This window comes from Mesorhizobium sp. B2-2-4, from assembly GCF_006442375.1.
Classification (GTDB): domain Bacteria; phylum Pseudomonadota; class Alphaproteobacteria; order Rhizobiales; family Rhizobiaceae; genus Mesorhizobium.
Genome location: NZ_VFWB01000018.1, coordinates 22303 through 37344, shown reverse-complemented (window position 1 = coordinate 37344; position 15042 = coordinate 22303). Strand labels below are relative to the sequence as shown.

The following is a 15042-nucleotide window of genomic DNA, read 5'->3' as shown; positions in this document are numbered from 1 at the left end:
GAATGTAAAAAATGAACACGACTGTGCAAAGCCTGAAAGCCTTTCTTGGCCAAACCGGCCGGGTCGCGCTCGTCGAGGTCGCGGCGACGAAGGGCTCGACGCCGCGCGAGAAGGGCGCCTTCATGCTCGTCTCGCAAGCAGCGACATCGGGCACGATCGGCGGCGGCCAACTGGAATATATGGCCATCGACAAGGCACGGCAGATGCTTGGTTCTTCACCCTCCCCCTTGTCGAGAGGGTCGGCGAGCGGACGCCGCGAAGCGGCTTCAGCGAAACGGGGTGGGGGAGTGGCGTTCACAGCCCCGCAGACGACTTTGCCGTCCGACCCTCCCCCTCAGGGGGAGGGTGAAGAAACCCGCCCCGACACCCGCGTGATCCTCGACGTGGCGCTCGGCCCGGAGATCGGCCAATGCTGTGGCGGGCGTGTCGAAGTGTCGATCCGCCTCGTCGATGCGACGTTGGCGCAGGAGCTGATTTCGGCCGCGGAAATCGAGCAGGCTGAACTGCCTTATGTCTACATTTTCGGCGGCGGCCACGTCGGCCAGGCGCTGGCCTCCGCGGTCGCCCTTCTCCCTGTGCGTGCCGTCGTCATCGAAACACGGGCCGACGCGCTTGAAGGAATGCCGCAAGCCATCGAGACGCGGCTGACCCCGATGCCTGAAGCCGAGGTGCGCAACGCGCCTGCAGGCAGCGCCTTCGCCATCCTCACCCATGATCATGCGCTGGACTTCCTGATTGTCGCCGAAGCCCTGAAGCGTGATGACACCGCCTATGTCGGCATGATCGGCTCAAAGACCAAGAAAGCGACATTCAGGAATTGGTTCCTGAAGTCGGCTGAGGGCACGGAAGCGCAGTTTGCCCGCCTTGTTTCCCCAATTGGCGGTGATGCCGTGAAAGACAAGCGCCCATCCGTCATTGCCGCGCTAGCGGCCGCCGAGATCATGACGGCGCTGGTCAATCACGGCGCCGCGGCAAATGCCGAGCACCAGGTGCCGCATGATAGGACGACGGCCGGGTAAGGTCACGTCGCGGCTATACCGGTTGCTTCAAGCCCAGATGATCGCGCAGTGTGCGGCCCTCATAATCCCTACGAAACAGGCCGCGCCGCTGCAGCTCCGGCACGACCAGGGTGGCGAAGGCATCGAGTTCGCCGGGGAAATATGACGGCATGACGTTGAAGCCGTCCGCCGCACCGCCCTCGAACCGGGCCTGGAGTTCGTCTGCGATCTGCACCGCGGTCCCGACGATGCGCCAATGGCCGCGTGCGCCAGCGAAATGGCGGGCAAGCTGGCGGATGGAAAGGCCGTCGCGGCGCGATTGCTCGATGACCAGGGCCTGCCGGCTTTTCATGCCTTCGCTCTCCGGCAATTCGGGCAGCGGCCCGTCGAGCGGATAGCGCCGAAGATCGGAGATGCTGAGATAGCTGGACAGCAGCGCTACGCCGACGTCATCGGGGATCAGCTCCTGCAGCTCCTCGTATTTCGCCCGCGCTTCCGCTTCGGTTTCCGCCACCACCGGGGCGACGCCGGGCATGATCTTGATGTCGTCCGGTTCGCGTCCATAGGCCGCCAGACGGCCCTTGAGATCGTCGTAGAAAGCCTTCGCTTCCGCGAAAGTCTGCGCGGCGGTGAACACCACATCGGCGGTGCGAGCGGCGAGATCGCGGCCGACATCCGAGGCGCCGGCCTGAACCATGACCGGGGCGCCCTGCGGCGAACGCGGCAAATCGAGTGGATCGCACACCGAAAAGCTCTGGCCGTCATGGCCGGAGGCGCCGAGCTTGCCGTGCCAAAGCCTGGTGACGACTTCGGCGAATTCTCGTGCCCGTTCATAACGATCGGCGTGGGGTCTGAGACCCGTTGCGCCGAAGTTGGCGGCCTCGATCGGGCTGGCCGACGTGACCAGGTTCCAGCCGGCGCGCCCGCCGCTCAGCTGGTCGAGCGAAAGGAAGGTTCGTGCCAGCCCGTAAGGCTCGTTGTAGCTGGTCGAAGCCGTGGAGACGAGGCCGATGCGGCTGGTCTGGACAGCGAGTGCGGAAAGCAGGCTGATCGGCTCGAAGCCGATCGAACGCGAGGTCTGGCTGGCGATGCTGACATCGGCTTCGCGCAGGCCGGCCGCATCCTCGCAGAACAACAGGTCGAATTTCGCCGCTTCCGCCGTGCGTGCCAGCGCGACGTAATGATCGATGTCGATCCCGGCCTTCACATGGGCCTGGGGATGTCGCCAGGCGGCGATATGGTGGCCCGTCGCCCACAGAAAGGCGCCGAGCTTCATCTGGCGCGGGGTCATCGGTCGCCTCCGCCGCTGAGTCCCAGATGCGAGCGCAGCGTTGTGCCCCCATAGCTCTGTCGAATCACGCCGCGCCGCCGCAGCTCCGGCAGAACGCGATTGGTGAAATCGTCGAGCGCTGAAATGTGCGCGGACAGCCGGATGTTGAATCCGTCGCAATTGTTCGCCCGGAATTCTTCCTCCATCCTGTCGGCCAGCCCGGCGACGCCGTTGGCGGCGAGGGATATGTCAGCCAATATCCTCACGGCATCCGGTTCGCGCCCGGACGCGGAAACGCGGCGCCTGAATTCGTCATGGCGTGCTTTGCGCCGCGCTGCCTGCCTTTCGTCCAGCAGGATGACATCGGCTGTGCGCGCGGCAATGTCGAGGTCGCCTGCCGCCAGGCCGGACAGGACCAGAACCGGCGTATCCTGCGGCGAACGCGCCACGTTCAGCGGTCCGCGCACGGCGAAGAATTCGCCCTTGTGGTCGAGCTGGTGCATTTTTCCGGGATCGTGAAAGCGGCCGCTGTCTTTGTCGAACAACAGCGCGTCCGCCTCCCAGCCATTCCACAAGCCCTGGACGATGCCGATGTATTCCTCGGAGCGGCGGCGAAACTCGTCGCTGGAAAATCCATCCGGCCGGCTGAAATTGGCCGCCTCGCTCGGCGCCTGCGCCATCGTTGCGTTCCATCCGGCGCGACCGTGGCTGATGATATCGAGCGAGGCGAACCGGCGCGCCAGATTGTAGGGCTGGTGGGCAACCATCGACGCGGTGGCGACCAGCCCGATTCTGCTCGTCACGGTCGCCAGTGCGGCAAGCAGGGTCGTCGCTTCGAACGGGTTGCCCGACCCGGCCCTGCCCGGCGGCGCATCGTCGAGAACAATCATGTCCAGCCCGGCCGCTTCCGCCCGCTGCGCGAAGCCGGCCAAGTCGCTGAAGGTGAGCGCGCCGGCCTGCCCGGCCGTGGAGGCAATGTTGAGCGAAACGGTGAGATGCATTGTGGCTAGCTCGTCAGTCGGCGCAAAGCCCATCGGCCATGAGGCGGCATCCGCGAACCTAAGTTCGCCTTCGCGCAAGGCAACCCTTGCGACTGGGCCAGGAGCCGCTCACTTGCCGACCAGTATGTCCTTGATCAGCCGCTGGCAGCGCTCGGCCATGAAATCCAGCAGCAGGCGCACCTTCGGGTCCTGCAGCTTCTTGTGCGGATAGACGGCGGCGAACTGCACCGGCGTCGGCGGCGTGCCGGCCAGGATGATCTTCAGCCGCCGGTCGCGAATGAACGGCTCGACCTCGAAGCGCGGCTTGTTGATGATGCCGCGCCCCGACAGCGCCCAGCCGGTCAGCACGTCGCCATCGTCCGTATCATAGGGCCCGTGCACCTCGAATTTCTGCGGTCCGTTCGGCGTCTGCAGGGTCCAGACATATTCGCGCGCGCCGGAATAGCGCAGCATCAGGCAATCGTGCTTCCTGCTGATCAGTTCCTGCGGCTCGGCCGGCTCTCCGCGCGCCTCCAGATATTTGGGTGCCGCGACCAGCACCCGCTCGCATTCCATGATGCCGCGCATCCTGAGGCTGGAATCCTCGATGATACCGAGCCGGAAGGCGACGTCGATACCCTCTTTCATGATATCGACATTGTGGTCCGAGAGCCTCAGCCGCACCTCGATATCAGGGTATTTGTCGTGGAAATCGGGAATGCCCGAGGCGACCAGGCGGCGGCCGAGGCCGAGCGGCGCGGTCACGCGGATGGTGCCGCGCGGCTGGCCGGAAAGGGCCGAGACCGCGGCCTCCGCCTCGGTGATCGCTTCCAGCACCTGCTTGGCGCCGGTGTAGAACACCGTGCCATGCTCGGTCGGCATCAATTGTCGTGTCGTGCGGTTGAACAGCCGCACACCAAGGTGCTTCTCCAGCTCCTTGATGCGGTTGGAGGCAACCGCCGGCGAAATGCGCATGTCGCGCCCGGCCGCCGACAGATTGCCGAGCTCGACGACGCGGACGAAGACGGCGATGTTGTCGAGATAGGCCATGCGGTTCAGTGGCTTTCAATCAAGCTGCGTGCGAGCAACCTAGTATTTTCCAATTTTTTTTGAAAGTCATCGCACACCTCGCCTCTTTCCGTTTGCGCGCCACACCGTAAAGTCGCTTCATCGGCAGGGACGACTTCAATGATGGATTTCGCTATTTTCTGGGACTGGCTGAGCTTTGCCGTGCGCTGGCTGCACGTCATCACCGGCATCGCCTGGATTGGCTCGTCCTTCTATTTCGTCGCGCTCGATCTCGGTTTGCGCCAGCGACCGGGCATGCCTGCCGGCGCCTTCGGCGAGGAGTGGCAGGTGCATGGCGGCGGCTTCTATCACATCCAGAAATACCTGGTCGCGCCGGCCGAGATGCCGGAACACCTCACCTGGTTCAAATGGGAATCCTACGCCACCTGGCTGTCCGGCTTCGCCATGCTGTGCGTGGTCTACTATGCAGGGGCCGACCTGTTCCTGATCGATCCCAACGTGCTGCCGATGTCTGTACCGGTCGGCATCCTCCTGTCGATGGCGACGATCGGCGTCGGCTGGGTAGTCTATGACCTGCTCTGCCGTTCGCCGCTGGGCAAAAGCGACACCGGCCTGATGCTGGTGCTCTACTGCTTGCTGGTGTTCATCGCCTGGGGGCTGACCCATCTGTTCACCGGCCGCGCCGCTTTCCTGCATCTGGGCGCCATCACCGCCACGATCATGTCGGCCAATGTCTTCATGGTCATCATCCCCAACCAGAAGATCGTCGTCGCCGATCTGATCGCCGGCCGCAAACCCGATCCGAAATATGGCAAGATCGCCAAGCAGCGCTCGCTCCACAACAACTATCTGACGCTGCCGGTGCTGTTCCTGATGCTGTCGAACCACTATCCTCTGGCGTTCGGCACCGAGTTCAACTGGATCATCGCCTCTCTGGTGTTCATCATCGGCGTGCTGATCCGCCACTACTTCAACACCGTTCACAAGCGCGCCGGCAACCCGCACTGGACCTGGCTGGGCGCCCTTGTCCTGTTCCTCGTCATCATCTGGCTGTCGACCGTGCCGAAGGTGTTGACCGGCGAACCGAAGGCGTCCGCCTCGGCGCAAGTCTATGTCGCCTCGGCCCATTTCGCGGCCGTGCGCGACACCGTGCTCGGCCGCTGCTCGATGTGCCATGCCCAGGAGCCGGTCTATGAGGGCATCTACCATGCGCCCAAGGGCGTGATGCTGGATACCGACGTCAACATCGCCGAGCATGCCCGCGAGATCTATCTGCAGGCCGGCCGCAGCCATGCCATGCCGCCCGCCAATGTCAGCCAGATCACAGACAAGGAGCGGGCACTGCTGGTGGCCTGGTTCGAAGGCGCGGGGAAATAAGCATGACATCGACGCTTCTGCGTGGCCGCACGCTGTCCTTCGTGCGCTGGCCTGAAAGCATCGATGATCATTCCGCCTGGCGCTACGAGGAGGATGGCGGCCTGCTGATCCGCGACGGCAGGATCGTCGCCGCCGGCGCTTACGTCGATGTTGAAAGGCAGGCAGGCGAGACAGCGAGAAGGATTGATCACCGGCCGCATCTGCTGCTGCCGGGCTTCATCGATGCCCATGTGCATTTCCCGCAGATGCAGATCATCGCCTCCTACGGCGCCGAACTGCTCGACTGGCTGAACGCCTACACTTTCCCGGAGGAGACGAAGTTCGCCAATGCGCAGCATGGCCGGCGCGTCGCGCGGCTATTCCTCGACGAGATGGTGCGCCACGGCACCACGACGGTTGCCGCCTACTGTTCCGTGCACAAGGCCTCCGCAGAAGCTTTCTTCGCCGAGTCGCATGATCGCAACATGCTCAACATTGCCGGCAAGGTGATGATGGATCGCAACGCGCCCGATGGCGTGCTCGACACGCCGCAATCGGGCTATGACGACAGCAAGGCGCTGATCAGCGAGTGGCACGGCAAGGGCCGGCAGCTTTACGCCATCACACCTCGCTTTGCGATCACCTCGTCGCCGGAGCAAATGGAGATGGCCGGCGCGCTGTGCCGCGAATACCCCGACCTGCACATCCAGACGCATCTGTCGGAAAACCATGCCGAGATCGCCTTCACGCAGGAGCTTTATCCGTGGTCGCGCGATTACACCGACGTCTACGAGCATTACGGGCTGTTGGGGAGAAAGAGCCTGCTCGGCCATTGCATCCATCTGTCGGAGCGGGAGGCGGACGCGCTTTCGGACAGCGGCTCCGTAGCCGTGTTCTGCCCGACCTCGAACCTGTTCCTCGGCTCCGGCCTGTTCGATTATCAGCGCTACCGCACCCGCGATAAAGCCCTCCGCATCGCCGCCGCCACCGATGTCGGTGGCGGCACCAACTATTCCATGCTGCGCACCATGGACGAGGGCTACAAGGTGATCGCGCTGAACGGCGAGAAGCTGAACCCGTTCCAGTCCTTCTGGCAGGTCACGCGCGGCAACGCCGAGGCGCTGTCGGTGGCGCAAAGGATCGGCACGCTGGAGGAAGGCACCGATGCCGATATCGTCGTGCTGGACGCCAGGGCGACGTCGTCGATGCGGCTCAGGATGGAGACCGTCGAGACGCTGGCGCAGGAACTCTTTCTCTTGCAGACGCTGGGCGATGATCGCGCCGTGCGCGAGGTCTATGTGGCGGGTCGGCCGGCAAAAACCGATTTGGCAATTTAGAACGTGACGGCGCGTTCCTTGCTTGACCCGGGCTTGACCCAGCGGCAACCATCCGTCAAAGCGTGCGGCGACGTTGAAAGGGGAACGACATGGCCGTTGCCGAAGACATCGCTCTGATCAAGAGACAGGAGGAAGCCCTTGTCTTTCCCGCCTTCGACGAGGCGGTTGCGTTCAGTATCGGATCCGCGATCCGCGACCGGGCGCTCGCCGAAAATCTCCCGATCATCGCCGATATCAGGACCTTCGACCGGCCGCTGTTCTACGCCGCCATGCCGGGCTCGAACGCTTCCAATCCCGACTGGGCGCGGCGCAAAATCAACGTCGTCAAGCGGTTCCTGAAAAGCACTTACCGCATGGTGCTGGAACAGCAGCGCCCCGACCGCACTTTCAAGATCGGCGAGGGCCTGGATATTGCTGACTACGTGCTGGCCGGCGGCGGCTTTCCCGTCACGGTCAAGGGTGTCGGGGTCATCGGCGTCATCGCCGTCTCCGGGTTGCCGGAGCGCGAGGATCACGGCGTGGTGGTCGATGCGCTGTGTAATCATTTGGGCCTCGACAAGCGCGAACTGGTATTGCCGCCGGAAGAAAAATCGTGACATCGGCGCCGCCCCTCATCCGCCTGCCCGTCCTTCGCAGCAGCTGCGCTGTAGCTGCTGCGGGTGGAAGTGAAACGCTCCACCGCTGGCTATCCCCCTATGCCCGTTCTTCACGGGGAGAGGGTCGGGGTGAGGCGCAACGTCAGCTCTGCAAGAATGCGCGAAACGCTGCTGGCTGCCGGATATGACCATTCTCGATCCCAAATCCTTCCTCACCTCCATCTTCAACGCCGCCGTCGCCGCCGCCGATCCGGAAAAGACCATCCGCTATCATTTGCCGGTCAGGCCCAAGGGCCGCACCATCGTGATCGGCGCCGGCAAAGGCTCGGCGCAGATGGCGGCGGCCTTCGAGAAAGCATGGGACGGCCCGCTCGAAGGACTGGTCGTCACCCGCTACGGCTATGACGCGAAATGTGAGCGCATTGAGATCATCGAGGCGGCGCATCCGGTGCCGGACGCCGCCGGGCTCGAGGCTTCGCGGCGGCTGCTCGGGAAGGTGCAAGGGCTGACCGCCGACGATCTGGTGGTGGCGCTGATTTCCGGCGGCGGTTCGGCGCTGCTGCCGTCACCGGCAACCGGCCTGACATTGGCCGACGAGATCGCCGTCAACGAGGCGCTGCTGGCGTCGGGCGCGCCGATCGCGGCGATGAACACCATCCGCAAGCATCTTTCCACCATCAAGGGAGGCCGGCTGGCCGCCGCCGCCTGGCCGGCCAAAATGGTGTCGCTGGTTGTCTCCGATATTCCCGGTGACAATCCGGCGCTGGTCGCATCCGGCCCGACCGTTCCCGACACCGGCAGCCGGGCGGATGCGCTGGCGTCGATATCAGCCTACGGCATGAACCTGCCGGCCTCGGTCATGGCGCATATCAATTCACCGGCCGCCGATGCACCAATTCCCGGGGATGAGCGCTTTTCGCGCAACGAGGTGCATCTGATCGCCTCCGCCGGCGTGTCGCTCGAAGCAGCCGCAGCGGAAGCGAGCCGACAGGGCATCGAAGCTGTCATTCTCTCAGATGCCATCGAAGGCGAAGCCCGCGAGGTGGGCGGGGTTCACGCGGCCATCGCGCGCGAAGTAGCGACACGCAATCGGCCTTTCTCAAAGCCGGTGCTGATCCTGTCCGGCGGCGAGACCACGGTGACGCTGCGTGCCAAGGGGAAAGGCGGCCGCAACTCCGAATTCCTGCTCGCCTTCGCCATCGGCATCAATGATGTGAAGGGCATTCACGCCCTGGCCGCCGACACCGACGGCATCGACGGCTCGGAAGACAATGCCGGCGCCTTCGCCGATGGTTCCACGGTCGCGCGCATGCGCGCGGCCGGCATCGACGCCAAGGCGATGCTGGCAGGCAACAATGCCTGGACGGCTTTCAACGCGGTCGGCGATCTGTTCGTGCCCGGTCCGACCGGCACCAATGTCAACGATCTCAGGGCCATCCTGATTCGCTAATCGTTTGGATCAGGCAGCCATCAGCCGCTTCACCTGCTTCATGTCGTCAAGGAACCGTTCTCGCTCGGCCTCCTTGTCCGCACGGTCACGGATGCGCAGGATGAAGGAGGGATGGATGGTGATGAACACACGCATGCCATCTTCCCGCTCGATCGCCTGGCCGCGCATCTTCGTCACCGGAACCGCCTTGCCGAGCAGCGACAATGCCGCCGTTGCGCCAAGCGCCACGGCAAGGTTCGGTTTGATCAGTCCGAATTCCTGGTCGAGCCACCAGCGGCACGCCTGAATCTCGCCGGCGTTCGGCTTGGAATGAATGCGACGCTTGCCGCGCGGCTCGAACTTGAAGTGCTTGACCGCATTGGTGACGTAGACTTTCTGGCGGTCGACCCCGGCGTCGTCCAGTATGGCGTCGAACACCCTGCCGGCCGGGCCGACGAAAGGAGCGCCGGCGAGATCTTCCTGATCGCCGGGCTGCTCGCCGACGAAAATCACCTTGGCGCCGTCAGGCCCTTCGCCGAACACGGTCTGCGTCGCATCGCGCCACAGCGGGCAGCGGTGGCAAGCCTTCGCTACCTCACGCAGCTCCGAGATCGAGGTGACATCTGGCAGTGGCTCGTCGGACGGCCCGGAAATGCGCCTGGCCGGCCTCTTCGCTTCATGCGTTTGGCCTGTGGTCGCCATCATCCTGTCCTGTCGGTTCTGACACTGAAATGGACGGGAAGGGCGATGGTTCCTCCGAGGGCTCAGACCTCGTGCAGATAGAGGTGATAGTCCAGCTCGCTGACCGTGCGCGCCACGCGCAGGTATTCGGACTGCTTGATCGCCACGAAGGTGCGGTGCAGGTCTTCGCCAAGCGCGCCTTTGAGGAAGCTGGACGCTCTGGCCGCCTCGATCGCCGCGCGCCAGTCGACCGGCATGGTCGTGCGCGTCACCGCCGCCTCATAGCCGTTTCCGGTCGTCTCGGGGCCGGGGTCGAGGCCTTCGTCGAGCCCTTTGACGATGCCGGCAAGCACGGTTGCCGCGATCAGATAGGGGTTGGCGTCGACGCCCGACGGCCGATGCTCGATGCGCCGGTTCCTGGCGTCGCCCGCCGGCACGCGCAGCGCCACCGACCGGTTGTTGACGCCCCAGGTCGGCGCCACCGGTGCATAGGATTGGGAGACGAAGCGCCGCCAGGAATTGGCGTGCGGCGCAAACACCAGCATCGATTCCGCCATGGTCTGGATCAGGCCGCCCAGCCCGCGCAGCAGTGGCAGCGACCAACTCTCGCCACCGGCCTCCGAAAAAACGTTTCGGCCAGCCTTGTCCTGCAGCGAGACGTGGAAATGCATGCCGGAGCCGGCATATTTCTCGATCGGTTTGGCCATGAAGCAAGCGGTGACGCCATGGCGGCGCGCCTGCGCCCGAACCAGCCGTTTCAGCATGACGAGGTCGTCGGCCGCCCGCATCACATCCTTGCGGTAGTTCAGCGTCAATTCGTACTGGCCGGGCGCATATTCGGAAATCACGGTCTCGGCCGGAATGCCCTGTGCCTTGGCCGCGGCATAGATGTCGGTAAACAGCGGCTCCATGCCGTGCAGATGGTCGACCGAGTAGACCTCGGTCTTGCCCGAGACGCGGCCATCCAGCACGGCGTGCGCCGGCTGCACCTTGCCGTCGCTGTCGCGCTCATTGGCGAGGAGAAAAAATTCGAGCTCGAAGGCGCCGGCCGGGTACAGCCCCTTGGACGCCAATATGTCGACCTGCCTTGCCAGCGCCAGCCGCGGGTCCGATGACATCGGCGCGCCGTCGAGATGATACATCGCCATCAGCACCTGGCCGCGCGGCGGGTTGGTCCCGTGGAGCGGCACCAGCGTGCCAGGAATCGGCCAGGCGCGCAGATCGCCGTCGCCGGTGGTCCAGATCAGCCCGGTCTCGTGCACGTCCTCGCCGGTGATGTCGAGGCCGAGGATCGAGATCGGCATGTGCCGGCCGCCTTCGAAGATGGCTTTCAGCTCGTGCCGGCGCACGATCTTGCCACGGCCGACGCCGTTGGCATCGGTCAGCACGATATCGAAGGCTTCGATCTCAGGATGGGCGTCGAGAAAGGCCTGCGCCTCGGTGGGCGTCGAGCCCGAAGGTGAAGTCATGATGGAGCCCGGCCTGGCTTGCGCGCCTGTCTGTTGGGTGGCTTGTCTCATGCCGCAAGCTCCGCCGCAACTGCGCCGAAGGCGGTGATCAGCCGGTTGACCTGGGCGCCAGTGGTCGCCGGAGAGATCAGCATCATATTGTGGAAGGGCGCGATAAGCACGCCGCGATTGACCAGCGCGACATGGATGGCGGCTTCGAGTTCCGGCGCGTGCGCGGCCTCCGCCTCCGCCCCATTGCGCAGCGGGCCCGGCGCGCAGATGAATTCGACGCGGGCGCCGACGCGGGCGACATGCCATGGCAGGCGGTAGCGGTCGATGACCGTGGTCAGCCCGGCATCGAGCCGCCGCGCCAGATGATCCATGCGGTCGTAGTTCTCGGCCGTCATCACTTCTTCGAGCGCGGCGCGCATCGCGGCGAATTGCAGAGGATTGGCCGAGAGCGTCGTGCCCATGCCGGAATAACCCGGCTCTTTCGTCCTGTTGTAGTCGGCGTAGCGCGAGGCAACCTCTTCGCTCATGCCCCATACGCTTGCCGGTACACCACCGGCGATCGGCTTGCCTAGCACGAACAGGTCCGGCTCCAGCCCGTATTTCGCGGAATAGCCGCCCGGTCCGGTCGAGATCGTATGCGTCTCGTCGATCAGAAGCAGCGTGCCGGCCGCGCGGGTCAGCTTTCGCAGCGCCTCGTGGAAACCGGGATCGGCCAGCACCATGCAGGAATTGGTCAGCACCGGTTCGGCGATGACGCAGGCGACATCCTTGTCCCTGAGCGCTGCCTCCAGCGCGGCAACGTCGTTGAACTCGATGACCTTGGCCGTGCGGGTCAGGTCGCGGAATTCTCCGGCCAATCCGGGCCGGTTGGCCGGCTTGCCGTCGATCAGCCGCACCATCGTCTCGTCGACAGAGCCGTGATAACAGCCGTTGAAAACCAATATCTTTTCTCGCCCGGTGACGGCGCGGGCAACGCGCAGCGCGAAGCGGTTGGCATCGGTCGCCGTCGTGGCGATCTGCCAGAACGGCAGGCCGAAGCGCTGTTGCAGCAGCGGTCCAATGGCGAGCGCATCTTCCGAAGGCAGCATGTATGTCAGGCCGCGTCCGGCCTGCCGGCGGATGGCGCGCGCTATCGCCGGCGGCGAATGGCCGAACATCGATCCGGTGTGGCCGAGGCAGAAATCGTCGAGCCTGTTGCCGTCGATGTCGGTGATCGTAGCGCCTTTGGCGCTCTCGACCAGGATCGGAAACGGCGTCGGCCAGTCGTTCATCCAGTGCATCGGCACGCCACCGAAGAAGCCGGGCAGGCCGTTGCCGGCCTTGGCCTGCGATTTCGGCCGCGCCTTGCGGAAGCTGGCGCCTTCGGTATCCCGCAATGCGGCAATGCGGTCGCGGCTGACGCCGCCAATGGACGTGTGGGCGCTGTGCATGAAACCCCTCTTTGGCGCAGTAGTGGAGTAGTGGGGTAGGCGCTCAACGGCCCGGACGCTCTAAACCCGCTCCCATATTGCCCTACTCCCCTACTCCCCTAACCCGTGATGTCGATAACGCCGCAGTCGCCGGTGGCACTGCCGAAGGCGATGCGGCGTTCTTCCCTGTCCCACATCATCGAGGTGATGGCGCCCTTGCCGGGGCGGCGCAACAGCACTTCCTTGGCGTCGGAAAAACGCACCGCCATCACCATGCCGTCCTCATAGCCGATGGCGACAACATCCTGGCTTGGATGGCAGGCGACTGAGGTCACCATCGCATTGCCGCGCGTGCCGAGTTCCAGCGGCGCCTTGCCCATCGGCCCGTCCTTGCCTGAAAACGGCCAGACGATCGCCGCCGGCGCGCCGGAACTCGCCAGCCACTTGCCTTTCACGCTCCATGACAGGCTTTTGACCTTCGCAGGATAGCCGCTCATGCGCATATGCTTGCCGTCTGCCAGCTTCCAGCCGTGCAGCGCGTTTTCCTGCATGGTGGTGACCAGGAAGGCGCCATCCGGCGAGAAGGTGATGCCGGTATGGGCGCCAGCCCATTCGAGCTCCACCGGCTTGCCCTCGGCGGCCGGGAAATGCAGCGTCGCGCCATTGTAGCGCGCTACGCCGAAGCGCATGCCCTTGGGCGAAAATGCCAGCCCCTCGACCGAACGCGGATGGGCGAACTCTTTTGTGTGGCCGTCGGCAAAGCGCACATAGGCGGTCTTGCCTGTAGCGTAGGCGATGGCACCTTGCGGGCCAGCGGCGACGCTGGTGACCCACTTCTTGCCCGCGCTCGCCAATTCCTTGGCCTCGCCGCCCGCTTTCACCGCAAACACCTTGCCGTCTTCGCCGCCGGTGAGCAGCCGGTCATTGGCGGCATCGTGGAAGGCCGCGAGCAGCCCGTCATTGGCCTGCACCGTCTTGTGGCCATTGTCGAGCCGATGGACGGTGCCGTCGGCCAGCGCGAAATGCGGCACGTCGCCGAGGAAGACGGCGGCAAGGCAATGGCCTTCGAGATCAAGCGGGGCGACGGTCGGCATGTAGGACAGGTCCATTCCAGATTGTTGCTGGTCGTCTCGGGAGCCGCCAGCGCGCCAGGCGCGGCCCCACCCTCTCCCGCAAGGGGAGAAGGAAGAGCGGGCAGCGCTACCGCCATAAAGTCCGGAAATCAAGCGGCCTGGCAGGCCTCGAAGCTCTTCCTCAGCCGTTCGGGGTCCAGTTCGCGACCGATGAACACCAGCCGGCTCTCATGCTTCTCGCCGTCTTTCCAGGCGCGCTGGTGGTCGCCCTCGATGATCATGTGCACGCCCTGGATGACGTAACGCTCGTCGTCGCCCTTCAAGGCGATGATGCCTTTCAGGCGCAGGATGTTCGGCCCCTCCATCTGGGTGACCTTCTCGATCCAGGGGAAGAATTTCTTCGGATCCATCTCGCCCCCGCGCAGCGAAACCGACTGCACCGTCACGTCATGAATGTCGGATGGATGCGCGTGATGGTGGTGCCCATCGTGGTCATGATCGTGCCCGTCATGATCGTGGTGGTGATGATCGTGGTCGTGGTCATGATCATGGTGGTCGTCATGCGCCTCGAGGAAATGCGGGTCGTTCTCCAGCGCCCTGGACAGGTCGAAGGCGCCGCGGTCGAGCACTTCCGACAGCGCCACGCCGGCGCGGGTGGTGCGATGGATCCTTGCGGCCGGGTTGATGGCGCGGATCGTCGCTTCGACCTTGGCGAGTTCTTCTGGTGTGACGAGGTCGGTCTTGTTGAGCACGACGACGTCGGCGAAGGCGATCTGGTCCTCGGCTTCCTTGGAATCCTTCAGCCTGAGCGGCAGGTGCTTGGCGTCGACCAGCGCCACCACCGCGTCGAGCTTGGTCTTGGAGCGCACGTCGTCGTCCATGAAGAAGGTCTGCGCCACCGGCACCGGATCGGCGAGACCCGTGGTCTCCACCACGATGGCGTCGAAGCGGCCGGGCCGGCGCATCAGGCCCTCGACGACGCGGATCAGGTCGCCGCGCACCGTGCAGCAGACGCAGCCATTGTTCATCTCGTAGATTTCCTCGTCGGATTCCACGATCAGGTCGTTGTCGATGCCGATCTCGCCGAATTCGTTGACGATGACGGCGTAGCGCCTGCCGTGGTTTTCCGACAGGATGCGGTTGAGCAGCGTCGTCTTGCCGGCGCCGAGATAGCCGGTCAGAACGGTTACGGGGATCTGCGTCTGTGCGTCGCTCATGGCTTGCCTCGAATGGATGGGCCTTGAAAGATTTCGGCGGCCTCGAAAGGGATTGTCGGCTCCATATAGGATGCGCGGCGGGCTTTTGCACGAGGCAAACCGCGAATGGCTGCGGTCCAATCCCTAGGTCAGCGTCTCGTCGAACTAGGCGGCTGGCGGCGCCCTGCAGGCCATGCGGTATCGGTGCGCAAAAAGAGCCTGTGGACG

The 15042-nt window shown here is 64.5% G+C and carries 13 protein-coding genes; 5 read left to right on the top strand and 8 right to left on the bottom strand.

The annotated features are described in order from the left end of the window. Positions 1-11 precede the first annotated feature (11 nt). Entirely contained in the window at positions 12-1019 is a 1008-nt protein-coding gene (gene xdhC / locus FJ959_RS30020) for a xanthine dehydrogenase accessory protein XdhC (protein WP_140633667.1), read from the top strand. Between the two features lie 13 nt (positions 1020-1032). Here the strand turns inward: xdhC and FJ959_RS30015 are convergent, their stop codons facing one another. From FJ959_RS30015 to FJ959_RS30005, 3 genes are all read right to left on the bottom strand, one after another. Next, complete coding sequence (locus FJ959_RS30015; RefSeq protein WP_140633664.1) at positions 1033-2289, bottom strand: LLM class flavin-dependent oxidoreductase; 1257 nt, start codon at positions 2287-2289, stop codon at positions 1033-1035. Next, positions 2286-3269, bottom strand: a complete 984-nt coding sequence (locus FJ959_RS30010; protein WP_140633661.1) for an LLM class flavin-dependent oxidoreductase — start codon at positions 3267-3269, stop codon at positions 2286-2288. Before FJ959_RS30010 ends, FJ959_RS30015 begins: the two co-directional genes overlap by 4 nt. 108 nt (positions 3270-3377) lie before the next feature. Further along, on the bottom strand, positions 3378-4298 hold the full coding sequence (locus FJ959_RS30005) for a LysR family transcriptional regulator (protein ID WP_140501163.1): 921 nt from the start codon (positions 4296-4298) through the stop codon (positions 3378-3380). A 138-nt stretch (positions 4299-4436) separates the two neighbouring features. Between FJ959_RS30005 and FJ959_RS30000 the strand changes: the two genes are divergently transcribed. The 4 genes from FJ959_RS30000 to FJ959_RS29985 all read left to right on the top strand — a co-directional run bounded on the left by FJ959_RS30000 (position 4437) and on the right by FJ959_RS29985 (position 9016). After that, the gene (locus FJ959_RS30000; protein WP_140633658.1) at positions 4437-5654 is read left to right on the top strand and encodes a urate hydroxylase PuuD; all 1218 of its coding nucleotides are present in this window, start codon (positions 4437-4439) and stop codon (positions 5652-5654) included. A gap of 2 nt (positions 5655-5656) precedes the next feature. Then, complete coding sequence (gene guaD, locus FJ959_RS29995) at positions 5657-6970, top strand: guanine deaminase (protein WP_140633655.1); 1314 nt, start codon at positions 5657-5659, stop codon at positions 6968-6970. An 89-nt stretch (positions 6971-7059) separates the two neighbouring features. Further along, the gene (locus FJ959_RS29990) at positions 7060-7566 is read left to right on the top strand and encodes a heme-degrading domain-containing protein (protein WP_140633652.1); all 507 of its coding nucleotides are present in this window, start codon (positions 7060-7062) and stop codon (positions 7564-7566) included. Positions 7567-7750: 184 nt separating this feature from the next. Further along, the gene (locus FJ959_RS29985; protein WP_140633649.1) at positions 7751-9016 is read left to right on the top strand and encodes a glycerate kinase; all 1266 of its coding nucleotides are present in this window, start codon (positions 7751-7753) and stop codon (positions 9014-9016) included. 9 nt (positions 9017-9025) lie between these two features. On the opposite strand, the gene FJ959_RS29980 is transcribed toward FJ959_RS29985, so the two are convergent. The 5 genes from FJ959_RS29980 to FJ959_RS29960 all read right to left on the bottom strand — a co-directional run bounded on the left by FJ959_RS29980 (position 9026) and on the right by FJ959_RS29960 (position 14835). Continuing rightward, the gene (locus FJ959_RS29980; RefSeq protein WP_224647248.1) at positions 9026-9763 is read right to left on the bottom strand and encodes a UdgX family uracil-DNA binding protein; all 738 of its coding nucleotides are present in this window, start codon (positions 9761-9763) and stop codon (positions 9026-9028) included. After that, positions 9760-11145, bottom strand: coding sequence for a glutamine synthetase family protein (locus FJ959_RS29975; RefSeq protein WP_140501251.1), 1386 nt, complete (start codon positions 11143-11145; stop codon positions 9760-9762). Before FJ959_RS29975 ends, FJ959_RS29980 begins: the two co-directional genes overlap by 4 nt. A 47-nt stretch (positions 11146-11192) precedes the next feature. Continuing rightward, positions 11193-12566: an aspartate aminotransferase family protein gene (locus tag FJ959_RS29970; protein WP_140633646.1), complete on the bottom strand. Its 1374-nt coding sequence runs from the start codon at positions 12564-12566 to the stop codon at positions 11193-11195. Between the two features lie 98 nt (positions 12567-12664). Continuing rightward, on the bottom strand, positions 12665-13639 hold the full coding sequence (locus FJ959_RS29965; RefSeq protein ID WP_140513541.1) for a WD40 repeat domain-containing protein: 975 nt from the start codon (positions 13637-13639) through the stop codon (positions 12665-12667). Between the two features lie 128 nt (positions 13640-13767). Then, positions 13768-14835, bottom strand: a complete 1068-nt coding sequence (locus FJ959_RS29960) for a GTP-binding protein (RefSeq protein ID WP_140512833.1) — start codon at positions 14833-14835, stop codon at positions 13768-13770. Between the last annotated feature and the right edge of the window lie 207 nt (positions 14836-15042).